Origin of the sequence: Croceibacter atlanticus HTCC2559 (assembly GCF_000196315.1) — a bacterium.
GTDB classification, from domain to species: domain Bacteria; phylum Bacteroidota; class Bacteroidia; order Flavobacteriales; family Flavobacteriaceae; genus Croceibacter; species Croceibacter atlanticus.
Genome location: NC_014230.1, coordinates 2,219,544 through 2,245,597 on the forward strand (window position 1 = coordinate 2,219,544; position 26,054 = coordinate 2,245,597).

At 33.4% G+C, this 26,054-nt stretch carries 28 protein-coding genes; 20 read left to right on the forward strand and 8 right to left on the reverse strand.

The features are described 5' to 3' along the window. Positions 1 to 36 precede the first annotated feature (36 nt). The 3 genes from CA2559_RS10040 to CA2559_RS10050 all read left to right on the forward strand — a co-directional run bounded on the left by CA2559_RS10040 (position 37) and on the right by CA2559_RS10050 (position 3,534). The gene (locus CA2559_RS10040) at positions 37 to 1,350 is read left to right on the forward strand and encodes a DEAD/DEAH box helicase (RefSeq protein WP_013187773.1); all 1,314 of its coding nucleotides are present in this window, start codon (positions 37 to 39) and stop codon (positions 1,348 to 1,350) included. 183 nt (positions 1,351 to 1,533) lie between these two features. Beyond that, on the forward strand, positions 1,534 to 1,983 hold the full coding sequence (locus tag CA2559_RS10045; protein ID WP_013187774.1) for a KTSC domain-containing protein: 450 nt from the start codon (positions 1,534 to 1,536) through the stop codon (positions 1,981 to 1,983). A 21-nt stretch (positions 1,984 to 2,004) separates the two neighbouring features. After that, positions 2,005 to 3,534 (forward strand): SDR family NAD(P)-dependent oxidoreductase, encoded by a 1,530-nt coding sequence (locus CA2559_RS10050; RefSeq protein WP_013187775.1) that lies wholly within the window; start codon positions 2,005 to 2,007, stop codon positions 3,532 to 3,534. A gap of 7 nt (positions 3,535 to 3,541) precedes the next feature. On the opposite strand, the gene CA2559_RS10055 is transcribed toward CA2559_RS10050, so the two are convergent. From CA2559_RS10055 to CA2559_RS10065, 3 genes are all read right to left on the reverse strand, one after another. Beyond that, positions 3,542 to 4,282 (reverse strand): acyl-CoA desaturase, encoded by a 741-nt coding sequence (locus tag CA2559_RS10055; protein WP_013187776.1) that lies wholly within the window; start codon positions 4,280 to 4,282, stop codon positions 3,542 to 3,544. Positions 4,283 to 4,351: 69 nt separating this feature from the next. Next, entirely contained in the window at positions 4,352 to 4,921 is a 570-nt protein-coding gene (locus CA2559_RS10060; RefSeq protein ID WP_013187777.1) for a Crp/Fnr family transcriptional regulator, read from the reverse strand. Positions 4,922 to 4,984: 63 nt separating this feature from the next. Next, positions 4,985 to 5,353, reverse strand: coding sequence for a winged helix-turn-helix transcriptional regulator (locus CA2559_RS10065; protein ID WP_013187778.1), 369 nt, complete (start codon positions 5,351 to 5,353; stop codon positions 4,985 to 4,987). Between the two features lie 232 nt (positions 5,354 to 5,585). On the opposite strand from CA2559_RS10065, the gene CA2559_RS10070 reads away from it, so the two are divergent. From CA2559_RS10070 to CA2559_RS10110, 9 genes are all read left to right on the forward strand, one after another. Next, positions 5,586 to 6,593: a zinc-binding alcohol dehydrogenase family protein gene (locus CA2559_RS10070; RefSeq protein ID WP_013187779.1), complete on the forward strand. Its 1,008-nt coding sequence runs from the start codon at positions 5,586 to 5,588 to the stop codon at positions 6,591 to 6,593. A 12-nt stretch (positions 6,594 to 6,605) separates the two neighbouring features. Beyond that, on the forward strand, positions 6,606 to 7,445 hold the full coding sequence (locus CA2559_RS10075) for a DUF4437 domain-containing protein (protein ID WP_013187780.1): 840 nt from the start codon (positions 6,606 to 6,608) through the stop codon (positions 7,443 to 7,445). Between the two features lie 18 nt (positions 7,446 to 7,463). Next, positions 7,464 to 8,291 carry an AraC family transcriptional regulator gene (locus CA2559_RS10080; RefSeq protein ID WP_013187781.1) on the forward strand — a complete coding sequence of 276 codons (828 nt, stop codon included), beginning with the start codon at positions 7,464 to 7,466 and terminating at the stop codon, positions 8,289 to 8,291. Between the two features lie 155 nt (positions 8,292 to 8,446). Continuing rightward, entirely contained in the window at positions 8,447 to 9,292 is an 846-nt protein-coding gene (locus tag CA2559_RS10085; protein ID WP_013187782.1) for an enoyl-CoA hydratase/isomerase family protein, read from the forward strand. A gap of 28 nt (positions 9,293 to 9,320) precedes the next feature. Next, on the forward strand, positions 9,321 to 10,310 hold the full coding sequence (locus tag CA2559_RS10090; RefSeq protein ID WP_013187783.1) for a zinc-dependent alcohol dehydrogenase family protein: 990 nt from the start codon (positions 9,321 to 9,323) through the stop codon (positions 10,308 to 10,310). Positions 10,311 to 10,377: 67 nt separating this feature from the next. Further along, positions 10,378 to 11,328: an LLM class oxidoreductase gene (locus CA2559_RS10095; protein WP_013187784.1), complete on the forward strand. Its 951-nt coding sequence runs from the start codon at positions 10,378 to 10,380 to the stop codon at positions 11,326 to 11,328. Between the two features lie 16 nt (positions 11,329 to 11,344). Then, the gene (locus CA2559_RS10100) at positions 11,345 to 12,160 is read left to right on the forward strand and encodes an SDR family NAD(P)-dependent oxidoreductase (protein ID WP_013187785.1); all 816 of its coding nucleotides are present in this window, start codon (positions 11,345 to 11,347) and stop codon (positions 12,158 to 12,160) included. A gap of 59 nt (positions 12,161 to 12,219) precedes the next feature. Continuing rightward, complete coding sequence (gene kefF, locus CA2559_RS10105) at positions 12,220 to 12,822, forward strand: glutathione-regulated potassium-efflux system oxidoreductase KefF (RefSeq protein ID WP_013187786.1); 603 nt, start codon at positions 12,220 to 12,222, stop codon at positions 12,820 to 12,822. Further along, positions 12,819 to 14,708: a monovalent cation:proton antiporter-2 (CPA2) family protein gene (locus tag CA2559_RS10110; protein ID WP_013187787.1), complete on the forward strand. Its 1,890-nt coding sequence runs from the start codon at positions 12,819 to 12,821 to the stop codon at positions 14,706 to 14,708. The genes kefF and CA2559_RS10110 overlap by 4 nt, the downstream gene beginning before the upstream one ends. Before the next feature lie 21 nt (positions 14,709 to 14,729). Here CA2559_RS10110 and CA2559_RS10115 read toward each other — a convergent pair whose 3' ends face one another. After that, a complete protein-coding gene (locus tag CA2559_RS10115) occupies positions 14,730 to 15,341 on the reverse strand; it encodes a hypothetical protein (protein WP_013187788.1) in 612 nt (203 codons plus the stop codon). A 269-nt stretch (positions 15,342 to 15,610) separates the two neighbouring features. Here CA2559_RS10115 and CA2559_RS10120 point away from each other — a divergent pair, with 269 nt between their 5' ends. Further along, positions 15,611 to 16,387 carry a DUF1206 domain-containing protein gene (locus CA2559_RS10120; RefSeq protein ID WP_013187789.1) on the forward strand — a complete coding sequence of 259 codons (777 nt, stop codon included), beginning with the start codon at positions 15,611 to 15,613 and terminating at the stop codon, positions 16,385 to 16,387. A gap of 103 nt (positions 16,388 to 16,490) precedes the next feature. Here the strand turns inward: CA2559_RS10120 and CA2559_RS10125 are convergent, their stop codons facing one another. Continuing rightward, on the reverse strand, positions 16,491 to 17,048 hold the full coding sequence (locus tag CA2559_RS10125) for a DUF4251 domain-containing protein (protein WP_013187790.1): 558 nt from the start codon (positions 17,046 to 17,048) through the stop codon (positions 16,491 to 16,493). Positions 17,049 to 17,179: 131 nt separating this feature from the next. Between CA2559_RS10125 and CA2559_RS10130 the strand changes: the two genes are divergently transcribed. From CA2559_RS10130 to CA2559_RS10140, 3 genes are all read left to right on the forward strand, one after another. Beyond that, positions 17,180 to 18,400 (forward strand): multidrug effflux MFS transporter, encoded by a 1,221-nt coding sequence (locus CA2559_RS10130; RefSeq protein ID WP_013187791.1) that lies wholly within the window; start codon positions 17,180 to 17,182, stop codon positions 18,398 to 18,400. A gap of 155 nt (positions 18,401 to 18,555) precedes the next feature. Then, complete coding sequence (locus tag CA2559_RS10135) at positions 18,556 to 19,431, forward strand: DUF72 domain-containing protein (RefSeq protein ID WP_013187792.1); 876 nt, start codon at positions 18,556 to 18,558, stop codon at positions 19,429 to 19,431. A gap of 10 nt (positions 19,432 to 19,441) precedes the next feature. Beyond that, on the forward strand, positions 19,442 to 19,831 hold the full coding sequence (locus tag CA2559_RS10140; RefSeq protein WP_013187793.1) for an acyl-CoA thioesterase: 390 nt from the start codon (positions 19,442 to 19,444) through the stop codon (positions 19,829 to 19,831). Here CA2559_RS10140 and CA2559_RS10145 read toward each other — a convergent pair whose 3' ends face one another. From CA2559_RS10145 to CA2559_RS10155, 3 genes are all read right to left on the reverse strand, one after another. Further along, entirely contained in the window at positions 19,832 to 20,755 is a 924-nt protein-coding gene (locus tag CA2559_RS10145; RefSeq protein WP_013187794.1) for a mechanosensitive ion channel family protein, read from the reverse strand. It lies immediately after the preceding gene. A gap of 21 nt (positions 20,756 to 20,776) precedes the next feature. Further along, entirely contained in the window at positions 20,777 to 21,874 is a 1,098-nt protein-coding gene (locus CA2559_RS10150; protein ID WP_013187795.1) for an endonuclease/exonuclease/phosphatase family protein, read from the reverse strand. A 61-nt stretch (positions 21,875 to 21,935) separates the two neighbouring features. Beyond that, the gene (locus CA2559_RS10155; protein ID WP_013187796.1) at positions 21,936 to 23,222 is read right to left on the reverse strand and encodes a mechanosensitive ion channel family protein; all 1,287 of its coding nucleotides are present in this window, start codon (positions 23,220 to 23,222) and stop codon (positions 21,936 to 21,938) included. A gap of 122 nt (positions 23,223 to 23,344) precedes the next feature. Here CA2559_RS10155 and tsaE point away from each other — a divergent pair, with 122 nt between their 5' ends. From tsaE to CA2559_RS10175, 4 genes are all read left to right on the forward strand, one after another. After that, positions 23,345 to 23,749 carry a tRNA (adenosine(37)-N6)-threonylcarbamoyltransferase complex ATPase subunit type 1 TsaE gene (gene tsaE / locus CA2559_RS10160; protein ID WP_013187797.1) on the forward strand — a complete coding sequence of 135 codons (405 nt, stop codon included), beginning with the start codon at positions 23,345 to 23,347 and terminating at the stop codon, positions 23,747 to 23,749. A 38-nt stretch (positions 23,750 to 23,787) separates the two neighbouring features. Then, a complete protein-coding gene (locus tag CA2559_RS10165) occupies positions 23,788 to 24,987 on the forward strand; it encodes an alanine dehydrogenase (RefSeq protein ID WP_013187798.1) in 1,200 nt (399 codons plus the stop codon). A gap of 70 nt (positions 24,988 to 25,057) precedes the next feature. Continuing rightward, the gene (locus tag CA2559_RS10170; protein ID WP_041240988.1) at positions 25,058 to 25,432 is read left to right on the forward strand and encodes a DUF4258 domain-containing protein; all 375 of its coding nucleotides are present in this window, start codon (positions 25,058 to 25,060) and stop codon (positions 25,430 to 25,432) included. Between the two features lie 69 nt (positions 25,433 to 25,501). Beyond that, positions 25,502 to 26,047: an RNA polymerase sigma factor gene (locus CA2559_RS10175; RefSeq protein ID WP_013187800.1), complete on the forward strand. Its 546-nt coding sequence runs from the start codon at positions 25,502 to 25,504 to the stop codon at positions 26,045 to 26,047. Positions 26,048 to 26,054: the final 7 nt, after the last annotated feature.

Genomic DNA, 26,054 nt, shown 5'->3' on the forward strand with positions numbered 1-26,054 from the left:
TTGCTGTACACAAGATGCACTTAAACTTTGAGAAAAATGGCTACAGATATAAAAACCCAAAAGGAAATTCTAGATAAGCTTAATATTAAAACGCTTAATCCTATGCAGGAGGAAGCACTGTTAGCGATCACATCTACAGCAAATACAGTATTACTATCTCCAACAGGGACAGGAAAGACCGTAGCTTTTTTATTACCATTAATTAACGACTTAAATAGAGATATAGAACAAGTACAAGCTCTAATTTTAGTTCCATCTAGAGAACTAGCCATACAAATTGAGCAGGTTATAAGAGAAATGGGCTCTGGCTTTAAAGCTAATGCGGTATATGGTGGAAGGCCATTTTCGAAAGATAAAATTGAACTCTCTCACGCACCAGCTATTTTAATTGGAACGCCTGGTAGAGTAGCAGACCATTTAAGACGAGGAACTTTTGAGACTGCTGAATTAAAGACTTTAGTTTTAGACGAGTTTGATAAGTCTCTGGAAGTTGGGTTTGAAACAGAGATGAAAGAAATTATTGAAGCGTTACCAACTATTGAAAAACGCATCTTAACATCTGCAACCCGATTAGATGAGATACCTGTTTTTGTTGGTGTCACAAAAGAATTAACTATAGACTATTTAGATACAAAACGCTCTAAATTAGAAATTAAAAAGGTTATATCTCCTAATAAGAATAAACTTGAAACCTTAGCTCAACTCTTACATCATATTGGTAATAAGCCTGGTATCATATTTTGTAATTTCAAAGACACTATACGCTTTGTAAGTGACTTTTTATTAGATGAAGGCATACCTCACGGCTGTTTCTTTGGAGGTATGGATCAAATAGATAGAGAACGTGCTCTAATTAAATTTAGAAATGGAACTCATCAAATTATCGTTGCCACAGATTTGGCTGCACGCGGTTTAGATATACCTGAGTTAAGTTACATTATACATTTTCAGCTACCCTTAAAAGCAGAAGAGTTTACTCATAGAAATGGCCGTACCGCACGTATGGACTCTGAAGGTACAGCATATGTATTGCAATGGAAAGAAGAATATTTGCCAGAATTTATAACCGCAAAGCAAATTATCACACCAGAAGTTAATGTTCCTAAATTAGCTTCAACTTGGGCAACACTGTTTATATCTGGTGGTCGAAAAGATAAAATTTCAAAAGGAGATATTGCGGGACTATTGTTTAAACAAGGACAACTTGATAAACATGAAGTTGGTATAATAGAACTTAAGCAAGACTGTGCGTTTGTTGCTGTACCTGCTAAAAAAGCGCAACAAATAGCAAATAAAACTACAGATACTCGCTTAAAAAAGAAGAAAGTAAGAATTACAGTTTTAGAGTAACAAGAACTTTATTCAAGTATTTGTATAAGTTTATTAGTCTGGATTGCAGGTTTTTCAATGCTCTTCATCAAATCGCTTTTTCTGTCTGATTTTCAAAAGTTAAGCATCTAAAATTAAATGCTTAATACATAAGCATGCAGACTAAAAATAAGCGTACTTTCGCGCCTTCAAAAAAGATAAACTATGAAACGCATTTCAGAATATAAGAAGTTGTTTGGTGTAGAAAAGGAAATAGAGTTAAAGACTTTAAAGAAAAGCTACCGCAACTTAGTAAAAGAATGGCACCCTGATAAATTTCAGAGTGACGATGCAAAAAAAGCTGAAGCCGAAATACAAAGCCGAAAAATTATTGATGGATACCACTTCTTAGTAAGCATGGCACCAGAAACAAAGGCTGCAAATCTTGAGGCTTATACTAAAACTATAACTACAGAGAGTATTGCAGACTACCACCATAAAGGTATGCTGTTAGAAGTAACCTTTACAGACGGCACTACGTATGAGTATTTTGGTGTAACAAAGCCAGTTTATATCAAGTTGGTAAATGCTGGAAACTTAAACCGTTTTGCAAAACGAAACATTTATCCAAAGTTTGTACACAGACAATCTAAGCGTAATTTACAAGACGCCTAATTTATAAAGACACTCGCTGCTATGAGCAAGGCTACAAATAATGAAGATATAAATGCTTGTATTGCAACGTTGCAATCTCTTTTAGAAGACACCAATAGGTTGTTTGATTTACCAGAAGAGCAACGCATAGCTTTATTTAAAGCAGCTGGTGCCTTAACTAGACCAAACCGCGACGAGTTTGATCGCCGTCGAAAAGACGCTAAAAAAGCGGCTAAGCGTAAAATGATTACGCGAGATAAACATGCTAGAAAAGCAACAGGCATAAGATCTGCCAGAGAAGCTTCGGTTTTTGAAGCACCGAAACTTCTTACTGCTGCTCCAGATGAACAACTAGAGCTAGAGTCTCCAAGAAACTGTTACGTTTGTAAAAAAGTGTACACCAAATTGCATCATTTTTATGATACAATGTGTACAGATTGTGGCGATTTAAATTATGCGAAGCGTTTTCAAACAGCAGACCTAACTAACCAAGTTGCCGTAATTACAGGTTCTCGTTTAAAAATAGGATATCACATTACGTTAATGCTATTAAGAAGTGGTGCTAGAGTAGTGGCTACTACACGTTTTCCGGCAAACTCAGCTATCCGATTTTCAAAAGAATCAGATTATAATGTATGGAAAGACCGCTTACATATACACGGTTTAGACTTACGCCATATCCCTAGTGTCGAAATTTTCTGTAACTATATAGAACAGAAATATGAGCGTCTAGACATTCTTATAAATAATGCTGCTCAAACAGTTAGACGTCCTTCTGGGTTCTACTCACATTTAATGTTAAATGAAAAACGTTCTATAAATGAGCTGCCAGAATTAGCGCAACCACTTTTAAAAGATCATTCTGAATGTTTAAAGGAACTTTCAGACTTAAGTATTTCTACAAGTAAAACTAGTAAAAACAATGTCTTGCCGGTAACTTGGCACGGTCCAGAACCTGGTATAGGATTAAGGAACTCTGCAGAACTATCTCAAATCCCTTATAGTTTTGATAATTCTTTAAAAGCTTCTGAAGTATTTCCTGAAGGTGAATTAGATGCAGATTTACAACAAGTAGACTTACGTAAGACTAATAGTTGGCGCCTAAAATTAGGTGAAATTGAAACTACTGAAATGGTAGAAGTACAACTTGTAAATGCAGTAGCTCCTTTTGTTTTATGCAATAGATTATCTAAACTAATGCTTAAAGAAGATACAGGTAAAAAGCATATAATCAACGTTTCAGCAATGGAAGGAAAGTTTCATCGCTTTAAAAAAGAAGATCGTCATCCTCATACAAATATGGCTAAAGCTGCACTTAATATGCTTACACATACATCTGCTGCAACATTAGCTAAATCTGGTATTTATATGAATGCTGTAGATACTGGTTGGGTTACAGATGAAGATCCTGCAGAACTTTCTAAAAAGAAACAAGAAGTTCATGATTTTCAACCACCACTTGATATTGTAGATGGTGCTGCACGTGTAATGGATCCTTTAATTGATGGAATTAACACAGGAAAGCATTGGAGCGGTAAATTCTTAAAAGATTATTTTCCTATAGATTGGTAAACTAACCTTATTTCTTAATAGGTATAGGTTTAAGGTGTATAATTCTTAAAGCATCTAGTAGTCTTATTACAAGGTATGTAACATCTATCTCATACCATTTTACACCAAAATTTGCACGACTTGCATATTTGTGATGATTGTTATGATAGCCTTCGCCCATCATTAAAAAATCGAATCTAAATAAGTTCTTGCTCGTATTTTTCATAGCAAAATTTACATAACCATAAATATGACCAAACCAGTTTATGATAACACCATGAATAGGAGCCATTAAAAATGTAATAGGTAGTAATAACCATTGCCACCAAGCAGTTGCAAAGAATGCAAAGAATAAAATGTAGCCAGTTATCCATAATAACCTAGAAATTCTTGAGCTTGCAAACATATCAAAACTAGACCATTGTGGTATGTTTTTAGTAAAACGAGGTTCTACAGTAATGCGCTGTTTGTTTATATCTTGATAAATGGTTTTTGTTTTCCACATCATAGCAAATATGTTAGCATCATGTGATGGTGAGTGCGGATCTTCTTCAGTATCTGTATATGCGTGATGCATTCTGTGCATTATTCCATATCCGTAAGCACTTAAATAACTTGCGCCTTGAAAAATCCATGTAAGTATAAATGTAATACGTTCCATTGTCTTAGACATTGTAAACACTTGGTGTGCAGCATACCTATGAAGAAAAAACGATTGAAAAAATAAGCCTCCATACCAAAGTACTAAGACAAACAGAATAACAGCCATAACTTTTTTATACAAAAGTAATTGCACGTTATATGCCAAACAATGAACCTAAATCAATTAAATTAAAATTTAAAGCCGTTTCCTTATCCTACTTAAGGCTTGTGCTGTCACGCCTATGTAAGAACTAATGTATTTTAATGGAATTACTTTTAATAGTTCTGGACGTTCCTTAAAGAGTTTTATATAGCGTTCTTCTGCTGAAAGGTTTAATAAATTTTGTTCACGTTTAGATTTTACCAAAAACAAACGCTCTGCAGTTAGCCGTCCTATTAAATTACCTATTTGTGTTGTCTTATAAACAGCTTGTAAATCGTTATAGGAAATACTTAGCAAAGTTGTTTCTGTAAGTGCTTGTAATTGGTAGGCAGAAGGTTGCCTAGTTATAAAAGAATCATAAGCGCTAACAAACTGATTCTTAAACGTAAAGCCAAAAGTAATTTCTTTGTCTGGATCTTCTTTAGGGATAAATAATCTTACTACACCTGTTTCAATAAACGATATGGTATTTTCTATTTCATTCAATTTTAAGAACACATCTTTCTTCGGAATAACACGCCGTTGAAGTTTTGAGGTAAAAAATGCCCAATCTGCAGCAGATATCGATGCAATTTGATCTAAGTATGCTTTAATTTGTTGCACTATAAATAGGAGTAAATTTAGTTAGTAAAGGTAGTTTAAATTGAATCGTATTGGCTGTTCAGATTATTCAATAATCTCACCTTTTTCTTTAGCCACTACTTGTCCCCATTCTGCAATAGCGTGTAAAACAGGAGATAATGTTTCCCCAAATGGAGTTAGAGCGTATTCAACTTTTAAGGGTGGTTTTTTTGTATAAACACGCCTAGTAATTAAGCCATCTTTCTCTAGTTGTTTTAACTGTAAACTTAGTGTGCGCTCTGTAATTGTAGATATAAGCTTATAAAGTTCGTTATAACGCTTCTTGCCACTAGTAAGATATATTAAAATAACGCTTTTCCATTTACCGCCAATAAACTCCATAGCAATACTAGTAGTACAAGAAAAGCTCTTGTCGTTGTAAGTTATTAATCTTTTTTTGTGTTCAACCTCCATAAATATCTTAAATAAGATTTCAAAATTACAACACTAAACTAATGTATACAACTATACTTTTTATAGTTAAAATTATAATATTTAAATTACTGATGATTAAATATATAAGAACTTAACTTGTTAAATTTAGGGTACTATCATGTTTGACCGTTATTGTGAGATTGCAAGACTACATTTACTTTTGTAGCTATACTTTTTATAGTACAATATAGCAACGCATAAAATATTACCAATGAAAGCAATAGGTTATAAAGAGAATTTAGATATAGAAAATGAAAATTCTCTTCAGGACATAGAATTAGAAACACCAAAAGCACAAGGAAGAGATATACTTGTTGAAGTTAAGGCAATATCTGTTAATCCTGTTGACTATAAAGTGCGCTCTGGAATGAAAGCAGAAGGAGACAAGTGGAAAGTTATAGGTTGGGATGCTACCGGAATAGTAAAGGAAGTTGGAGAAGATGTTAGTCTTTTTAAAGTAGGAGATAAGGTATGGTATGCTGGAGATTTTACACGACAAGGTAGCAATGCAGAATACCAACTCGTCGATGAACGTATAGTTGGTAACAAACCAAGCAATTTAAGTTATGCAGAAGCTGCCGCATTGCCATTAACAACACTTACCGCTTGGGAGCTTTTATTTGACAGGCTACAAGTCTCAAAAGATGACGATAGTAAATCTATTTTAATTATTGGTGCTGCTGGTGGCGTAGGATCTATTATGGTTCAGTTAGCTAAACAGCTCACTAAGCTAAACATCATTGGTACTGCATCTCGAGAAGAAACAACGTCTTGGTTACAAGATTTAGGCGTTCATACCGTCTTAAATCATAAACATAAATTAAGTGAGGAATTAGAAAAGCACAATCTTCCTGCTCCAGATTATGTAGTAAGCTTAAATGGCACAGAACATCATATAGATGAGATAGTTAAATTAATAAAGCCTCAAGGTAAATTCGGGTTTATTGACGATCCTAAATCATTAGACGTTATGCCTTTTAAGTCTAAAGCCGTATCAACTCATTTTGAATTTATGTTTACACGTTCTATGTTTCAAACAGAAGATATGATAGAGCAACACCATATATTAAACAAGGTATCAGATTTAATAGATAACAATATTATTAAAACAACCGTAGGAGAACATTTTGGGCGAATAAACGCAGAAAATCTTCGCAAAGCACACGCGTTCTTAGAAACAGGGAAAGCAAAGGGAAAAATAGTCTTAGAAGAATTTTAAAACGACGAACACATGAAAAATTACACTGCATTTACAATCGCTTTATTAATAGGAATTTTAGCTAACGCACAAACACCTACTACAGATAGTACAACATCAATAAATGAAGTAGTTACAGCAAACCAAGTTGAATGGGGTTGGCTAAACCCGCTACGTGGCGACAAAAGTCCTGCTGCCGGTAAACTTTGGGGTGATCGTACTAGCACGAATGCTTCAGGATTTCTTGTAAAGTTTAAAAAAGGATTTTCGTCTCCTGCGCATATTCATAATGTGACGTATCGTGGTATGGTCATTTCTGGTTTACTTCATAATGATGATGAAAAGGCAGAAGAAATGTGGTTGCCAAAGGGTTCCTTCTGGGTACAACCTGCAGGCGAAGCACATATTACAGCAGCTTCTGGCAAAGTTAACTTGGCATATATAGAAATCCAAGAAGGCCCTTATTTGGTAAAACCAACATCAGAAGCTTTTGATAATGGAGAACGTCCTGTTAATATTGACAAGTCTAACTTGGTTTGGCTAAATGCTAAGGATATCACGTGGATTAAAAATGATAGTGGTGTACAAACTGCTTTTTTATGGGGAACTCATGAAAACGAACAATTAAGAGCATCACTAATCAAATTACCTAAAGGCTTTCAGGGAAGTATTAAAAACCTAAGTCCAAATTTTAGAGCTGTAATTATTAATGGTAACCTAACTCATAGTATTACTAAAAATGCTAAACGCTCTACATTACAATCAGGTAGCTATTTTGGAGCAGCTAAAGATTCAGTACATAGAGTAGAAGCTTTAGAAGAGACTACAATTTATATTCGTAGTAATGGCAGTTTTAATATAACTTCAAAATAATATTTAGCTTTAATTATTATGCCGCGTACAATTATAGAAAATATTGTTATTCAGGAATATAAGGATCAAACATTCTTTGAGTTTTGTAAATATACAACCATTCGTTTTTTTGAGATTCTCTATTTTGAAAAGGGTACAGGCATTATTAAAATAAATGGTAAAACGGTAACTTATACACCTAATAGCATTTTTGTATTTGTCCCGGATGATATTTATATAGTTAACGCTAAAACGGCAACAAGTACAGTAACCATAAAATTTTTAAAAAGCTTTTTTAGAAACACTAATTCTCAACCTGCAGTCCTACCTGTTAATGATTGGTTTAGAAAAATAGAAGAGATTTTAAATAGTGAGAGTCATCAATTAAGAGAGATGAAGTTTGAAAATGCTTCAGATAAACTGCATTTAACGTCTTTAATTAATATGGTTACTACAGAATATCATAAGAAACAGTTCTATGATATCTTCATTATTCAGAATTCATTATCTGTCATTTTACATTTGATAGCGAGAAATATTCAGTTTTTAAATTCTGAATCCTCAAAAGTTACAGAATCTTCTAAAATTCAAAAGATTATAAACTACATTCATTCAAATATTTATAATTCAGAACTACTTACCACGAAACACTTAGCTGAAGAGTTTCATATGGCAGGAAACTATATTAGTGAATACTTTAAAAAGCATACAGATGTCTCACTGAAAAAATACATTATAAATTACAAGCTTAAACTTGTAGAAACTCGGCTAAAATATACAGATTTACAATTCTCCGAAATTGCTACAGAGTTGGGTTTTACAGATTCTAGTCACCTAAATAAGACATTCTTAAGTTATAAAGGTTAAACCATTGGTGCTTTTAAGGCAAACCTTTCATAGTACGATACATAACCCTTATTTTTTACCTATAACACATTGTTTTTTACCAAATTATAGCAGGATGCGTACAGTAAATTTGTACTGTAATTAAAACAAAGCGCTAATCAACTAAATAAAAAACAATGGAGTATAAAAATTTTCAAACCTTTTCGGCAAAACAAAACGGTGGCATTTTAACCGTAGATATCAATTTTGGTCCTGTAAATGTTCAAGGTCAAGAGATGTTAGCAGACTTAAGCAGTCTTTGCTTACGTCTAGAAAGAGACAGATCTGTAAAAGTGGTCATTTTTGAATCTTCTAACCCTAATTATTGGGTGTGCCATTATGATACAGATCTTTTAAAAGACATGTCAATAGAAGCAGTATCTAGACAAGACGTACAATTATTAGATCTGCAAGTAGTTTTAGAGCGATTAAGCAAATTACCACAGGCAACTATCGCTAAAATAGAAGGGTTTGCACGTGGTGGTGGTCATGAAATGGGATTGGCATTAGATATGCGCTTTGCAGCTAGAGGAAAAGCAAAGTTTATGCAAATGGAAGTAGGAATGGGCATTTTACCTTGTGGTGGTGGCGCTTCTCGTATGGCTAGACAAACTGGTTTAGGCAAAGCTTTAGAAATTATCTTAGGTGCAAGAGATTGGGACGCAGATGAAGCTGAAAAGTTCGGGACTATAAACAAAGCTTTAAATCCAGATGAAATAGATGATTATGTAGCTACGTTAGCACAACGCATTTCAAAATTTCCAGCAGAATCTATTACTGCTAGCAAACGAGCCATTTATGCCTCAATAGATTTACCTATACAAGAAGCTTTAAAAGAAGAAGCATACCAATTATTTCAGGCAACTAGTAAAACTCCAGCGGTTAAGCGTTTTCAATACGCAAATGATAATGGTGCTCAATTTAATCACGATAATCAAAAGAATTGGGAGCAAATGGTAATAGATATACAAGAAGTAAATTAAATATTAATCAATAAAAATAAAGATAGAGATGAAAGCAATGTTAATTAAGGAATATGGGGAACAGGCAAAGTTTGAAGTTTCAGACATTCAAAAACCCGAAGTAAAAACAAATCACGTATTAGTAAAAATAGCAGCATCAAGTGTAAATACAATAGATACGATGATACGCAATATGGGAACAGACTTACCATTATCTCCAGCAACACCTGCATTATTAGGAATGGATTTTTCTGGAACAATAGAAGCTGTTGGAGAAGGTGTTGAAGGCTTTAACATAGGAGATGAAGTATATGGTTGTGCTGGTGGTCTAGCAGATTTACCTGGAACTCTAACAGAATATATTGTTGCAGATAGTAAACTTATAGCACATAAACCAAAAGGCTTAACTATGCGTGAAACAGCTGCCTTACCATTAGTAGGGATTACAGCCTATGAGGGTTTAACTCGTGCTGGTGTAAAAGATGGGCAAAAAGTATTAGTTCAGGGTGGTTCTGGTGGTGTTGGTCATTTAGCAGTGCAATTAGCTAATTACTTTGGCGCAGATGTTTATGCAACAGGAACTGGTAAAGATCAACAAGCTATTGTGGAGCAATTTGGAGCGACATTTATAGATTATAAAACAGAAAGTGTAGAAAGTTATACTTCGAAATATACCAACAATACGGGTTTTGATGTAGTTTTTGATACCGTAGGTGGCGCAAATTTAAATAACTCTATAGAAGCAGTTGCTCTAAATGGACAAATTGCTACTACAGTCTCATTATGTGAATTAGACTTAACACCTTTGCATTTTAAAGGTGCAGCCTTACACGTAGTATTTATGTTAATACCAATGTTACACGATTTTAAAAGAGAGAAACATGGAGAAACTTTAAAAACTTTGGCAGAAATAAGTAATTCTGGAAAATTAACTCCAATACTAGATGCACAAACATTTTCATTAGAAAACGTTGGTCAAGCCTATGCACATTTACAAAGCGGGAAAGCTATTGGGAAAGTTGTTGTAGAGAATAATTAAACCCATCAACTTTTAAGATTATAATGATGTGCTTCCGCAGTAGGAAGCACATTTTTCTAACAACACTATGACACAATTTGAATCTATAAATAATGCATATAACTCAGTATTTAAACCAAATGAGTTAACAGTAGGCGTTGTCGTACCTATTGAAAACTATGCTCAATCTGCAGTACCTACAATGCAAGAGCATTTAAAACGTGTAAAATACATTGAAGAGTTAGGTTTTAAAGCATTATGGATTAGAGATATACCTTTTAATGTTCCTAGTTTTGGAGATGCAGGCCAAACTTATGATCCGTTTACATATTTAGGCTTTTTAGCAGGTCAAACTTCTAAAATTGCACTTGGTGTCTCAAGCATTGCATTACCGCTTCATCATCCTCTGCACGTTGCAAAATCTGCTTCAACTATAGATGAATTGTCTAATGGTAGATTGCTATTAGGTGTGGCATCTGGAGATAGATATGATGAATATCCAGCAATGGGAATTTCTTATGAAAATAGGGGAGAACTGTTTAAAGAATCTTTTCAATATATAAGACAGCTTCAGGATAACTTTCCGACAATTAACACAAAAGGTTATGGAAACTTACAAGGTAATATAGATATGTTACCAAAAGCAAATGCTCATAAAATACCGTTGTTAATGACAGGTAGCAGTAGACAAACGCTAGAGTGGAATGCAGAACATGCAGATGGCTGGATGAATTATCCGAGAGATTTATATCAACAACAACTTACAATTAAATCCTATAGAGATTTGGTTAGCAGCTATCACAATTTCGATAAACCTTTTATGCAACCTATGTATTTGGATTTACAAAAAGATCCTAATTTTAAACCACAACCAATACAATTAGGGTTTAGATTGGGGATAAACTATCTAACAGATTATTTAGACAAGTTGAGAAATATAGGAGTTAATCATTTAGCGTTAAATTTAAGATTTAATACCATGGCAATTAACACCACTTTAGAACAGATCATTAAAGAGGTATTACCAGAGTTTCAATAATCATCATTACACAATTATGAGTAAAACAATAGTAATAACTGGAAGTACAGATGGCATCGGGAAGTTAACAGCCTTAAAGTTAGCCAAACAGCAACATAACATTTATGTACACGGAAGAAATAAAGCGAAATTAAAAGAAGTAATTTCAGAATTAAAAGAAGCCTCAGGCAACTCAAATATTAATGGGTTTGTAGCAGACTTTTCTAAAATAGAAGATGTTAAAGCAATGGCTAAACGTATAAATGAAACCATTTCAACATTAGATGTTCTCATAAATAACGCTGGTGTTTTTAAATCAAAAACTGCTAAGAGTGCTAATAGTTTAGACAGGAGAATAGCAGTAAATTATATTGCTCCTTATGTATTAACCAACGCCATAATCTCTAAGATTGAAGCTTCAGAAGCTCCGAGAATTATTAATTTAAGCTCTGCAGCTCAAGCTACTGTTGCTATACCTGTTTTAAAGGGAAATGAGCAAATAGCAGAAAGTGCCAGCTATGCTCAAAGTAAATTAGCTCTTACAATGTGGAGTTTTAAGTTAGCTCAAGAATATCCTAAAATTACAACTATTGCAGTAAATCCTGGTTCTTTACTAAATACAAAAATGGTAAAAGAAGCATATGGTCAACATTGGTCTTCGGCAGAAAAAGGGCAGAAGATATTAGTTGAGTTAGCTACAGAAGAATTTTATAAAGATAAATCTGGGCAGTATTTTGATAATGATCAAGGAGATACTAAAGGTGAGTTTAACACGGCACATCCAGATGCATACGACGCTCGTAAAGTTGAAGAGCTCATAACACAAACAGAAGCAATATTAGAAAGTCTATAATGCTCAATATGCTTTATAGAATGTAAAGCATACTCATAAATTTCGATTAAATTCGTAAGATGAAAAAAATACTAATCCTGTTTGCACATCCTAAATTTGAGAAGTCTAGAGCCAACTCGGCACTAATTAATCAAATTAAAGATAAGGAAAACGTATATGTTCATGATTTGTATGAACATTATCCCAATTTTCATATTAACGTAGCTTTTGAACAGGAACTAATAAGCGCTCATGATGTTATTATTTGGCATCATCCGTTTTATTGGTATAGCTGTCCGCCACTTATGAAACAGTGGATAGATATGGTTTTGGAATTTGATTGGGCTTATGGTCCAAATGGTAATGCCTTATTGGGTAAAACCTGTTTAAATGCAATAACAACTGGTGGCTCTAAAGACGTATATTGTTCTCAAGGATATAACAGCTTTACTGTTGAGCAATTTTTAAGACCGTTTGAGCAAACTGCAAACCTCTGTGGTATGACTTATTTACCACCATTTGCAGTTATGGGAACACACACATTATCTGATGAAGCTTTGCAAAAGAATTGCGAAGATTATGATAAGTTATTAGACCTTCTGCAAGATGAATTTCATTTAGGAGCATTTAAGGATTGTCCTTTTTTAAATGATTTGCCACAGTTAAAAAATACAGTAACATGACAGGAAGTTTACTATTTCAAGCTATTGTATTTTTGGCAGGTGCAATAATCTGCGTTTCAATTGTTAAACGGTTAGGGTTAAGCTCTGTTTTGGGGTATTTGTTAGCTGGTGTGTTAATAGGACCTTATGTGTTAGGTTTTATAGGAGAAGAAGGTGACGATATCTTACACTTCGCAGAATTTGGAGTAGTGGTAATGCTATTCTTAATAGGCCTGGAAATTGAACCAAAAAATTTCTGGAAAATGCGAAAATCTATACTTGGTATGGGTGGTATACAAGTAGGGCTTACCATGATATTTACCTACGCATTTTTCTATGTGATGGGTTATACTTGGCAAGTTTCCTTAGTAATTGCAATGGCAGTTGCACTATCATCTACCGCAATTGCCTTACAGACCATCAAGGAAAAAGGACTTATGGAGACTACTTTTGGCTCGTCTTCTTTTTCTATACTATTGTTTCAGGATATTATAGTAATTTTCATGTTAGGAGCATTACCATTACTTTCTAATGCATCTTCAGAGCCTACAACAAATGATCATAGTAATACTGCTAGTTTAATTGAAAGCTTACCTATTGGTTTTCAAACCTTAGCAATTATAGTGTCTGTAGTTTTAATAGTGTTGGCAGGCCGTTATTTAATAGCACCAATGTTGCGCAAAGTTGCAAAAACTGGTGTTCGTGAAATGCTAATTGCTGCTGCCTTTTTAATTGTTTTCGGCATATCATTCTTAATGGAGTTTGTGGGGTTAAGTCCTGCATTGGGAGCCTTTTTAGGTGGCGTTGTATTGTCTAATAGTGAGTTTAAACACGAATTAGAGAGCACTCTAGAACCCTTTAAAAATTTACTTTTAGGGTTGTTTTTTATGGCTGTTGGTGCTTCAATAAACTTTATTGTTATAGCTAAAAGTCCGTTTACTATAGGCGGTATTTTGTTGGCCATCATAGTACTTAAGGCTGCAGTATTATTTATTACAGCACAAGTTTTTAAATTAAAACTAGATCAAAAATTACTGCTTACCTTTAGTTTAGCTCAAGTAGGTGAGTTTGCATTTGTACTCTTATCTTTTGCATTTCAGTTACATATTTTAAACCAAGAACAAATAGATATTATGCTAGTTATAACGGCATTATCTATGTCTTTAACACCAATTATTGGTCTTTTAAATGAGCGCTTACTACTACCGAGATTTGGCACCAAAGAATCTATTAAACGACCAATGGATCATATTGCAAAATCTCAAAAAATTATATTAGTTGGATTTGGTCATTTTGGAAGTACAATTGGAAGGTTTTTACGGTCTCATGGTGTTGAAGCAACCATTTTAGATCAAGATTCTAATAGAGTAGATTTCTTAAGAAAAATGGGGTTTGAAGTGTATTATGGAGATGCTACACGCTTAGATCTGTTAGAGTCTGCAGGTATTGCTGAAGCTAAAATTGTTATTTGTGCCACAAATAAAATTGGCGTTTCCAAAGCTATAAGTTCAATAATTAAAGAGAAGTATCCTCATGTTGAACTTATGATTCGTACTAAAAACAGATATGATGCTTATGAATTGTTAAACCTAGGTCACGAAAATATTTACCGCGAAACTTTAGATACATCTTTAGCATTGGCGAGTGATGTTTTAAACAAGTTAGGATTCAGAAAGTATACGCTTAGTAGACAAGTGCAAAATTTTATTAAATACGATGAAACTAGTTTGAGGCGATTAGCAAAAGAGCCTAAACGAGAAGAAGACTACATTTTTAAAGCTCGAAAAGAACTAGAAGAACAAGAAAAGCTATTAGAACAAGACTTTAAGCGCGGTGTTGTAGATTATGATAACCATTGGGATGGTGAGCATATACGCAACACTTTAAAAACCTCTAAAACTACTTAAGTATATAACCCTTTAACTTGATTAGTTACTTTCAAAAAGCGCAATGATAGCTTCTAAGAATTGTTCTTTTACTTTATCCTTAGATTTTGGATTTTTAGCCACTAGAGTAGTGGTGGCAATTGGCTTATCTTCAGCAGTCTTTGCTATATCATATACGGCAGCTTCAATAGTATAAGATGTTAATTCCTTTTTATCATACTCAAGATTTTCTGAACCTGTATATCCTAATTTTAAAGGCTGTAAAGAATTCATATAATTATGTAGCGTATGTTTTCTTACAGTATCAACTTTAACAGCTTTTTGAGAAGCCAGTAAAACATTGTAAATACCTTTTGCTTTACAGTCTGCCACAAATTCTTTAATCTCTTCTTGAGACGGATTTTCTTTGTATTCTATATCTGGAAATTCATCATGCATTTTATACATGGTAACGCCTTTGTTGGTTAATGCTGTAGCTACCATATTCTCAAAATCTACCTGTAAAGCTTTGTCTTCTGTATTGGCATAAACTAACAAGGTATTAATTTGCTCTGCATTAAAGTCACTGGAAGCCCATTGCGTAGGTATTATTTTAGAAGAAGAACATCCTGAAACAACAATTAGTAATAGTAAAGTCCAAGTAAGAGTTTTCATAAGATAAGTTTATATGCAAGTTAGTTAAATTGGGTAAGAATTGAAAGTAAACCTATAGTCTGAAGTAGAGTTGATAACTTACAATTACCGTTATACAAATCAATTGAAATATCTAAACGCAATTACCAGCTTCTACATTTAAATAGTACATATTTATGACTAGTAATATTGGTGTTAATTTAATTTTTCAAACGAATGTTAAACCTGTGTTATATGTATATAGAGAAGGTTTTCTTTAGCGTACTTTCATTTTTGATTAATCTTATTACATGACAAACAAAAGAGAGTATTTTGCGAAATTTGGAATTGCTACTAAAGGAATTATATACCTTCTAATAGGTGGTCTTAGTGCTATGACAACCTTAGGCTTAGGCGGAAAAGAAACTGGAAGTTTAGGAGCATTTAAATACTTAGCCAAACAAGTTTATGGCCAAATTATATTAGCCATAATTGCAATAGGATTAACAGGTTATGTGTTCTGGAGACTTTATCAAACGTTTATAGACAAAGAAAACAACTCAAATAATTTTAAAACCATAACCAAGAAAATCGGATTTTTCTTTAGTGCATTGTTTTATGGGTATTTGTCTTATACAGCAATTAAAATACTATTAAATGTAAATTCATCTAATGGCGGATCATTCCAAACACTATTAGACAGTACAATAGGTCAAATTGCACTTGTTTTAATAGGAATAGGACTGCTAGCTAAAGCTATGTATCAACTTTATCAAGTGTATTCTGGTAAGTACAAAGAAAAGATACAAGAGTTTGATTTGGATAGTAAAAGACAACAACTATTGGTAAATTCAGGTCAATTAGGACTTACTACACGTGGTATTGTCATTGCAATTACGGTATACCTAATCTTTAAAAGTATGTTAACATATGGTAAAGGTAACGTTGTAAATAAAGAACAAGCGTTTCAGTTCTTGAAAGGTAACTTTGGAGATGTGGTATTTATAAGCATTTCAATTGGCTTAATAGCATATGGTGTATATATGCTTATTAAAGCTAAATATTCTAATAAGCTTATTAAATCCTAATTAGACGATATTACTTAATATTCTTATATATTGATTTGTACTATAATTTATATTATGTAAAATAGAATATTTTGTGTTTAAGATGTATTTAAAATTGTTTCCTCTATTCTAAAGATTCATTCACAGTTCGCTTTGCCTTACCTGTGTATTCTATATTAGTACGTTGTGAACTTGTAACTAATAATGTGGTTCGTTTATTTGAAAATACAGTTAGGTTTATGGTATATAACTCAGAGTTTCCCTTTATATCAAATGAGATTTCAACAGCACGTTTTTTATCATTTTCAATCACCTTATAATTATTTGGCTGTGCATTAAAATCTATAGCACCGTTTGATCCAAATCCGCTTCCTATTCGTCGTTCTCCATAAAATGGTAAATGCGCAGAAATGGTATCGTTTGTTACTTTTAAATAATTAGGATTTCCCTGTAAACTAATTCCTGCCACAGAATTTCCGTTCCCAAGAATATTTGAATTCTGTAAACTGTTTAATCCGCTTGACGCTTGTGGTCTTGCATAATCTGAAAGTATTGTAAAATCTTTTTCAGCTATAAAAGACTTAAGAGTATTATAAGCTTCTTGTTCTTCAATTGTAGGTTCTTTAGCAGTGCCACAACCTACTATGCTTAATGCTATTACTATATATACTAACCATTTCATACGTTCTTATTTTACATAATATATATCAAAACTAATACCACAAACATAGGTTAATTTTAAACCTACATAATTTAAGAAGACCTTAAGTAAATTACAAATTTTGAGAGCAAAACATAGAGTATTTTTGCAGGATGCAAAATCAAAAAGCACAATCTCAGTTAGAATTTGTGGCTCTAATGGCATCTTTAATGTCTGTAGTAGCCTTAACTATTGATGCTTTATTACCTGCTCTGGATGTTATAGGTGCTGCAATTGGTGTTACAGATATAGTAAATAACCAATTGCTTATCATCATGATCTTTTTAGGTCTTGGTGTTGGTCCGTTAATCTTTGGTCCGCTATCCGATAGTTTAGGAAGAAAGCCTGTTGTTTATATGGGGTTTGGTATTTTCTTTATAGGAAGTGTGATTTGTGTTCTTGCTAATAGCTTAGAGGTTATGATTATTGGTAGAATATTACAAGGCGTCGGGCTTTCTGCTCCACGTACAATTAGTATTGCCATTATAAGGGATATGTATTCTGGAGATTATATGGCGCGCATCATGTCTTTTGTTACCGTAGTCTTTATTCTTGTTCCTATTATCGCACCTGCGTTGGGTAAATTTATATTAGATGCCTACAATTGGCAAGGTATCTTTTATGTACAGGTGTTAATAAGCATTTTAGTATGCCTTTGGTTTTGGAGACGCCAACCAGAAACTTTAGCTGCGGAGCATAAAAAAAAGGTATCGACAACAGTATTTACTGAAGGTTTTAAAGAACTCATAAAACATAAACGCACTATTATTTTTACCGTAATCTCAGGGTTTGTCACAGGTTCTTTTATGGTTTACTTAAGTAGCTCCCAACAAATTTTTGAAATACAATACCAGTTAAAAGATGAGTTTCCTTTTATTTTTGCTGGATTGGCAGCTTCAATAGGAAGTGCTATTTTATTAAACAGTTCATTGGTTATTAAGTATGGTATGGAGAAACTTATAAGTACCTCACTCCTAGCCTTTTTTGTAGTGTCTGTTATATATGTATGTGTATTTTATAACAGTCCTAATCCTAGTGTTTGGGTATTGTTAGGCTTTTTTGCGTGTCAGTTTTTTGCCATCGGATTTCTTTTTGGTAACCTTCGTGCTGTGGCAATGGATTCTGTAGGACATATTGCAGGAATTGCTTCTGCTATCACAGGATTTATTTCAACCATTATGGCTGTGCCAATTAGTATATTTATTGGTCGTTATATTAGTGGTACTGCACTACCTCTATTTGTAGGCTTTTCAATTTGTGGTGGTATTTCTCTCCTATTATTGTTTTATTTAAAACGTGAAAAACGCTTACAGCTACAAACCGGCAAAGCTTAATTAAGCTACTACATTTTCAATTTATTTTAAAGCTTTTATAATCCTAAACACTTATAGTTATATAGAGTTTAGCTGTTTGTTTAATCGCTTTTTCTAAGCGTTTACAACTACCTTTGTAATAACTAATAAAGAATATAAAAGTAATCTCATTTAAAATGAAGTTTGGAAAAGTAGACAATCCGGAATTGGTAGATTTCACCTTACCTCCAGATCATTTTGAGACCAAACGTGTTTTTAATAATTGTACAGTTAACGGAAAAATTAACCTTTATATTGGCTGTGCTAAATGGAGTAAGACAGAGCTTAAGGATTTTTATCCGAAAGGAACAAAAGATGAGTTACCCTATTATAGCACACAGTTTAATGCTATAGAATTAAATGCTTCGTTTTATAGAATTTTTCCGCCAGAACAATTTAAACTTTGGAAAGAGAAGACAACAAAAGGGTTTAAGTTCTTTCCGAAATTAGTTCAGAATATAAGTCACTTTAAACGCTTATCTGAAGATGCCCAACCCTATCTTGATCAGTTTTTAGCAAGTGTTATTCAATTGGAAGAAAAACTCGGAATGTGCTTTTTACAGATGCCACATAATTTTGCTCCTAAAAGTATAGATCGACTAGAGCCATTCTTGCAGAAATTTCCAGAGGATATTCCAATTGCAATTGAGTTTAGGCATAAAGGTTGGTTTGAAGACCCTAAAGTATTCACAGCATTGTGTGATATTCTTGAAGCTTTTAAAGTAACGCTTATAATGACAGATTCTCCAGGACGAAGAGATGTACTTTCTATGCGTTTAACTACAAATACAGCGTTTATTAGATTTAATAGCGTTAATACTGAACAAGATAAAGTAAGATTAGACCAATGGATGTATAAATTTGAAACTTGGCAAAAGCAAGGTTTACAAAATATATACTTGTTTATACATCAAAAGATAAATGAAGATCATCCGTTATTAGCAGCTTATGTTATTAACCAAGCAAATAAAAAATTAGGAACACAGCTTAGTGTTCCAACAATGTTAACTTAAAATATAAACTATGAATTTTCACACCCGAAAATGGATAAAACCAGAAGACCTTAACCCAAACGGCACTTTATTTGGAGGTCGCCTATTAGAGTGGATAGATGAAGAAGCAGCACTTTATGCTATTATTCAACTAGAAAACCCTAAAACAGTAACAAAATATATGAGTGAGATTAATTTTGCGAGCTCTGCCAGAAAAGGAGATATTATTGAAATAGGTTTAGAACCAATTAAGTACGGTACCACTAGCCTAACACTTAAATGTGAAGTGCGTAATAAAATGACCTACGATACAATTATTACTATAGATACTATTATAATGGTAGCATTAGGTGAAGATGGAAAACCAAAACCACACGGTAAGACTCAAATAGAATATCAAAAAGACCGAATGGCTAAATAATTAGTCTTTAGGTTCTTTTAGCTGTTGTGCTATACGAACAGGAAATTCTTTTTCGCCACCGTAAAGTTTAATTTCCTGAATATCTGCTGGCATATAGAAACCGTGTTCTTCGAGTGCTTCTTTTACATTTCTTACCACATTTCCCTTGGTAATAAGTGCCATACGCCTAAAATCATAGGTGTCTACCCAAAAGAACACCTTTAAGTTTACTGTACTAGTTGCAAGTTCATCTTCTATCACAAAATTTACATGTTCTTCATCTTCAACAACATTGGGTTCTTTTCTCAAAGCCTCTAATACTACTTTTTTAGCTCCTTCAATATTATCTTCATAGGCTATTCCTATTATGAAATCCCATCTAAAAAATCCGTCTTCTGTATAATTGGTTACAGGTTCTGTAAGAACGTCACTATTAGGAATATACACATCTTTACCGTCGAAGGTTTTAAGTTTTGTATACCGAAACTCTAACTCTTTTACTTTTCCGAAATTATCGCCTATGGCTACAGTATCATTTACATCAAATGGTCTGTTAAACGTAAGAATTATACCTGCTATAAAATTTTCACCTATATCCTTAAAGGCAAAACCTAACACTACGGCACTTGCACCTGCAGCAGTTAATATACCAGTAGCAATACCACCCAAACCTGCTGCACGTAATCCTATCATTATAGCAATAACTATAAAGAGAAACCGTATAGCTTTTCCTAAAAACTTACTCATTAAAGGATCTTGTGTACGTGCAGAAATACGCCTACGTGAGAAGTTACCTATCCAAGTCCCTATGATTACACCTAAAATTATGATGAGCAAGCCTAACCCTATTGCTGGAAGTTGTGCAATAAACGCATTGTAAAAGTTTACTGTAGACTCTACTATTGTTAATTCATTATTAGTAGTAGTTGCTTGTAATAGTAACATAATTTAAAGTGAATCTTTTATTTAGTTCGTTATTTCATCTATCATCTCAAAGCCTGGCTTTCCTTTAATCTGCTCTTGCATCCTACTCAACTCATCTTTAGTTGGTGGAGGCATTTTTTGTTCGGCTGCCTTTTCTGGTTCAAAAGATAGTGAGGCATAAAATGGAAAATGATCGGAGTTTATATCATTTCCTAAGCCTATTTCTATAACTCTAAAATGCTCAGAAACAAACATATGATCTAAAGGCCAGCGCATTAAAGGATTATTTGCATTAAATGTATTAAAAAATCCTCTTCCCTTTCGCATATCCAACAAACCACTTATACGCTGAAATAATGTTGTAGTTTGTGACCACGCCACATCATTAAAATCTCCTGTTACTATAACTGGCAATTCAGATTTAGAAGCTAATTGTGCTGTAAGCATCATCTCCTTATCTCTATCTGAAGATGTTGGATTGTGTTGCGGCATTGGTGGCGTAGGATGTATAGCATACAATTGCACTAACTGTGTGTTGTTTAGCTTTACTTTGGTGTGTATGGATGGTATACCATCATCTACCATAAACATCACTTTAGGGTTAACAAGTTCTTTTCTTGAATAAAGTAGCATGCCATAAGTATTGTCTTGTGGTACTTCTACTTGATATGGATATCTCGCATTAACAATAGGAGCAATATTTTTCTGCCAAATTTTATCTGTTTCAGTAAGAATAATAACATCTGCATTTGCTGTTTTAATCTCATCTATTAAAAAACGAGGCTCTTTATTTTTTTGAAGAACATTGGCCACATAAATTTTTAAACTGTCGTGCTGCTCGTCTTCAGTTACATTTCCAATTTCTGTAGAAGACAACGGTGTGTAAGGATAAATTTTAGAGATCTGAAAGATAAAACAAGCTATAATACCGCCTATAATAATATAGTCGTTTAACCATTTGTAATCAAATTTTATAAAGTATAACGCTAAAGCTGTCGCTGTAATACAGGTAAGTTGTACGTGTGGAAAATCGAATATTCTTACCCACCAAAAATCTAGTGAGACAAACCTGAAAAGCGTTAATACGATAACGATACAACCAAAAATTTTGATTGCGTTGTAGAGATGTTGTTTTGTCATTGGTTAGTTGTAAGTAACACAAATATACTTGTAAGTCACTCAAACTTCTGCCAACAACTTGTTAATCATTTCTTAGCGCACGTTGTACATCTTTTCCAGATGGCAACTCGAAGATTTCTAAATCAAAATACTCTATGGCTGCAATAAGATGGTCAAAAATATCTGCCATAATAAGCTCGTATTTCTCCCATTGTTTATGGTGTGTGTAGCAAAATATCTCTAATGGTATACCATGTTCTGTAGGTGCCAAGTGCCTTACCATTAAAAATAGATTTTGGTTAATTAATTCATTTTCATTTAGATATGCAGTTGCATAATTTCTAAACACTCCTAAGTTAGTTTGATTTCGACCGTTTACAATGTGAGACTTATCTATTTGATGTGTTCTGTTAAAACGCATCACTTCTTTTTGTCTATGCTCTAAATAAGGTGATATAAGCTGAATTTTCTTTAAACGCTCAATATCTTCATCATTAAGAAATCGAATAGAACTTTGTTTAATAAAAATACTACGTTTTATACGACGCCCTTTTGATTCCTGCATTCCTCTCCAATTCTGAAAAGAATCACTAATAAGACTGTATGTAGGAATGGTAGTATATGTGTTATCAAAATTTTGAACGCGTACAGTAGCAAGGTTTATTTCTGTAACATAACCGTCTGCTCCATATTTGCTAAAGGTTATCCAATCTCCAATCCTAACAATGTCATTAACAGAAATTTGTATACTTGCCACAAATCCTAGGATGGTATCTTTAAATATTAAAAGTATTACTGCAGATACTGCACCAAGAGATAATGCAAACTCTTTGATAGAAGTACCGAATAATTGAGACAATACTAATATAATTCCTATTGCCCAGAGTATGATCATTAATACTTGAACATAGCTCTCTATAGGTTTGTCTGCATACTCTTCTTTAGTTCTTAAATAGTATTTAGTACTTCTTAAAATACTTCTTAACAAGCGTACCGCAAGGAATATAACGTATATGTTAATTATGGTTGTAAAGAAACCTAGCGTTTCTGGAAAATCGTAAACCAAATATGGTAACGCTAATTTTATTAACGTTACAGGAATAATATGTGCTACATACCTTGGAAAGTTGGTCTGCAACATATGATCATCAAAAGTATTTTTACTTTTAATGGTAAATGCTCTAAAACCTTCAACAATTGCCCATCTTAAAAAGCGATCTAGCATATAGACTGCTGTTCCAAAAACCAGACAGTTTAATAAAACGCCAAGCATAGTTGCATTTATCACCGTCATACCTTGTGATGTAAGCAAATCTTGAAAAAAGCAAGCGTATTCAGAAAGCGCTTTCTCGTTAATAGACATATTCATAATTTATAATACAAAGATACCAAAGTTTACAAGGAGGCATTACTAATGTATAAATCATTTGTAGGAAAAGGATTTAAAAACACATATAAGATATCTCTATATTTGCAGCATATTTTAAAGAGATGACACTTACTTATAAGCTTTCAGAAATAGATGACATTGCAGCACAACTTATAGAAATGTTTAAGTATAAAACTATTTTATTTGAAGCAGAAATGGGATCTGGAAAAACTACTTTAATAAAAGCCTTAGCAAGTTGTTTAGGTGTAAATGATATTACAGGAAGTCCAACATTTTCTTTAGTAAATGAATATCAAGGATTAACTGATAAAGTATATCATTTTGATTTGTATAGAATTGAAGATGAAGATGAATTATATGATATTGGTTTTGAAGACTATCTTACAGATAACGCCTATGTTTTTATAGAATGGCCAGACATTGCCACGCCATTTTTGGAAGATCAAGTACACACCATTAAATTATTAGCAATCAATTCTGATACTAGGCAACTTACATTACAGTAATTTTTCTAACTTTACTAAGTAAGCACTAACCAAGACTCATGAGTAAACCTAGTACACCATTTTCTAAAGCAGAATTATTGCCCCAAGAAGAAAAGCTAGAAGTTAAGAAGCAAAAAGGCGAACTTTTTATAGGTATCCCGAAAGAAAACTCCTATCAAGAAAAGCGAATATGTCTTACTCCTGATGCTGTTGCAGCTATAACAGCTCACGGGCATAGAGTAATGATGGAGTCTGGTGCTGGTGAAGGTGCACGTTTTACAGATAAAGATTATAGTGAGGCTGGTGCTAAGATTACACAGGATACGCAAAAAGTATTTTCTTGTCCTATGATTCTTAAGGTAGAGCCACCTACTCACGAAGAAATAGATATGATGAATCCAGCTTCGGTTCTTATTTCTGCACTTCAACTAAAAACCCAAGATAAATCTTATTTTCAAAAGCTAGCTGAAAAACGTATTACAGCATTGGCATTTGAGTTTATAAGAGATGAAGATGGTACATATCCAGCAGTAAGAGCGTTAAGTGAAATAGCAGGAACAGCGTCTATTTTAATTGCCTCTCAAATAATGAGTGGTCAAAAACCTGGTACAGGACTTATGTTTGGTAATATTAGTGGAGTACCTCCAACCGAAGTGGTCATTATAGGAGCAGGAACTGTCGGTGAGTTTGCAGCACGATCTGCCGTTGGTTTGGGAGCCAATGTTAAGGTGTTCGATAATTCTATCACAAAATTAAGATGTATACAAACCAATATTGGTAGGCCACTACATACCTCTACCCTACAACCAAAGTATTTAATGAAAGCTTTAAAGCGAGCCGATGTTGTAATTGGAGCAGTAAGAGGTAATAATAGAGCTCCTGTATTAGTGACTCAAACAATGGTGGAGCAAATGAAAGCTGGATCAGTTATTATTGATGTTAGTATAGATATGGGTGGTTGTGTAGAAACTAGCGAAATAACTTCTCATGATGAACCTATTCATGTAAAACACGGTGTTATTCATTATGGTGTACCTAATATACCATCAAGATATTCCCGTACAGCTTCTGTTTCTATTAGTAACATCTTTACACCATACCTGTTGCACATTGCCGAAGAAGGTGGATTAGAAGATACTGTGAGGTTTGATAAAGGCTTAAGAAATGGCATTTATTTTTATCATGGCGTACTTACTAACAGGTCTGTTGCAGAGTGGTTTGATCTAAATTATAGAGACATTAACCTACTTATATTTTAATCTGCTGCCAAACCTTACGGTTTGTGAGATATAACTTCTAAATTTGCACCCTAACATTTAATTTTCTATTGTGAAACTTATACATCGTGTGAGCTACTATTTAGGTGGTTTTGTTGTAGGCATAATTATCCTCATGTTTTTCTTGGGAGGCAAACGTGCTTCCTGTGACTATGGCCCAGAGTCAAGAGTTTTAAAAAACATAAAGCTTAAAGATCGCATATTTACTAGCGAGGCTATAGCAGAAATGGCTAGAGTACAGTTAGATACTTCAGATATTTCAGCGGCATTACTAAACGGAGATGTTATCTTTTCTGAAAGTAATACAAATTTAGACTCTTGTAATATCTATGCAATTTCACATTATAAAGGCGATCAAGAATTTAAATTTAAAGCAGAAAACTGCAAAGTGAAAGCTACAATTAGTGATGTAGAACTAGTTGAATAATATTTTTTTAAGGAGATTAAACCTTTTCTGTAAATAACCGTCTAACCATTAGTAAGATATCTTAAGTACTTGGAAGATCATCAATCACTTTTTATAACTCAGCTTAAAGACAAGGCCACAAGAGAGACAGCCTTTAGGAAGCTTATGGCCGATTATAAAGAACGGTTATATTGGCATATTCGTAATATCGTTAAGTCTCATGACGATGCAGATGATGTGCTTCAAAATACATTTATCAAGATTTACAGATATATAGATAAATTTAAAGGAGACAGTAAGTTATACACGTGGATGTATAGAATTGCAACTAATGAAGCTCTTACATTTTTAAGCAAACAGGCTAAAAGAAAATCTATAACAGATGAGGAGCTACAAACAAGTCTTATTGAAAATTTAGAAAGCGATGTTTATTTTGAAGGCGATGAGATTGCTAAAAAATTACAAGAAGCTATAGCTACATTACCAGAAAAACAACGCCTAGTCTTTAATATGAGATATTTTCAGGAATTAAAGTATGCTGATATCTCAGAAATTACAGAAACAAGTGAAGGGTCTTTAAAGGCTAGTTATCACTTGGCTTCAAAAAAAATTGAAGAGTACTTAAAAACAAATTAAACCTTTT

Excerpts from the sequence above, each read along its gene's own strand:
- CA2559_RS10040 (WP_013187773.1), top strand. The coding sequence starts at position 37 with ATGGCTACAGATATAAAAACCCAAAAGGAAATTCTAGATAAGCTTAAT.
- CA2559_RS10045 (WP_013187774.1), top strand. The coding sequence starts at position 1,534 with ATGAAACGCATTTCAGAATATAAGAAGTTGTTTGGTGTAGAAAAGGAA.
- CA2559_RS10050 (WP_013187775.1), top strand. The coding sequence starts at position 2,005 with ATGAGCAAGGCTACAAATAATGAAGATATAAATGCTTGTATTGCAACG.
- CA2559_RS10055 (WP_013187776.1), bottom strand. The coding sequence starts at position 4,282 with ATGGCTGTTATTCTGTTTGTCTTAGTACTTTGGTATGGAGGCTTATTT.
- CA2559_RS10065 (WP_013187778.1), bottom strand. The coding sequence starts at position 5,353 with ATGGAGGTTGAACACAAAAAAAGATTAATAACTTACAACGACAAGAGC.
- CA2559_RS10070 (WP_013187779.1), top strand. The coding sequence starts at position 5,586 with ATGAAAGCAATAGGTTATAAAGAGAATTTAGATATAGAAAATGAAAAT.
- CA2559_RS10075 (WP_013187780.1), top strand. The coding sequence starts at position 6,606 with ATGAAAAATTACACTGCATTTACAATCGCTTTATTAATAGGAATTTTA.
- CA2559_RS10080 (WP_013187781.1), top strand. The coding sequence starts at position 7,464 with ATGCCGCGTACAATTATAGAAAATATTGTTATTCAGGAATATAAGGAT.
- CA2559_RS10085 (WP_013187782.1), top strand. The coding sequence starts at position 8,447 with ATGGAGTATAAAAATTTTCAAACCTTTTCGGCAAAACAAAACGGTGGC.
- CA2559_RS10090 (WP_013187783.1), top strand. The coding sequence starts at position 9,321 with ATGAAAGCAATGTTAATTAAGGAATATGGGGAACAGGCAAAGTTTGAA.
- CA2559_RS10095 (WP_013187784.1), top strand. The coding sequence starts at position 10,378 with ATGACACAATTTGAATCTATAAATAATGCATATAACTCAGTATTTAAA.
- CA2559_RS10100 (WP_013187785.1), top strand. The coding sequence starts at position 11,345 with ATGAGTAAAACAATAGTAATAACTGGAAGTACAGATGGCATCGGGAAG.
- kefF (WP_013187786.1), top strand. The coding sequence starts at position 12,220 with ATGAAAAAAATACTAATCCTGTTTGCACATCCTAAATTTGAGAAGTCT.
- CA2559_RS10110 (WP_013187787.1), top strand. The coding sequence starts at position 12,819 with ATGACAGGAAGTTTACTATTTCAAGCTATTGTATTTTTGGCAGGTGCA.
- CA2559_RS10115 (WP_013187788.1), bottom strand. The coding sequence starts at position 15,341 with ATGAAAACTCTTACTTGGACTTTACTATTACTAATTGTTGTTTCAGGA.
- CA2559_RS10120 (WP_013187789.1), top strand. The coding sequence starts at position 15,611 with ATGACAAACAAAAGAGAGTATTTTGCGAAATTTGGAATTGCTACTAAA.
- CA2559_RS10125 (WP_013187790.1), bottom strand. The coding sequence starts at position 17,048 with ATGAAATGGTTAGTATATATAGTAATAGCATTAAGCATAGTAGGTTGT.
- CA2559_RS10130 (WP_013187791.1), top strand. The coding sequence starts at position 17,180 with ATGCAAAATCAAAAAGCACAATCTCAGTTAGAATTTGTGGCTCTAATG.
- CA2559_RS10135 (WP_013187792.1), top strand. The coding sequence starts at position 18,556 with ATGAAGTTTGGAAAAGTAGACAATCCGGAATTGGTAGATTTCACCTTA.
- CA2559_RS10140 (WP_013187793.1), top strand. The coding sequence starts at position 19,442 with ATGAATTTTCACACCCGAAAATGGATAAAACCAGAAGACCTTAACCCA.
- CA2559_RS10145 (WP_013187794.1), bottom strand. The coding sequence starts at position 20,755 with ATGTTACTATTACAAGCAACTACTACTAATAATGAATTAACAATAGTA.
- CA2559_RS10150 (WP_013187795.1), bottom strand. The coding sequence starts at position 21,874 with ATGACAAAACAACATCTCTACAACGCAATCAAAATTTTTGGTTGTATC.
- CA2559_RS10155 (WP_013187796.1), bottom strand. The coding sequence starts at position 23,222 with ATGAATATGTCTATTAACGAGAAAGCGCTTTCTGAATACGCTTGCTTT.
- tsaE (WP_013187797.1), top strand. The coding sequence starts at position 23,345 with ATGACACTTACTTATAAGCTTTCAGAAATAGATGACATTGCAGCACAA.
- CA2559_RS10165 (WP_013187798.1), top strand. The coding sequence starts at position 23,788 with ATGAGTAAACCTAGTACACCATTTTCTAAAGCAGAATTATTGCCCCAA.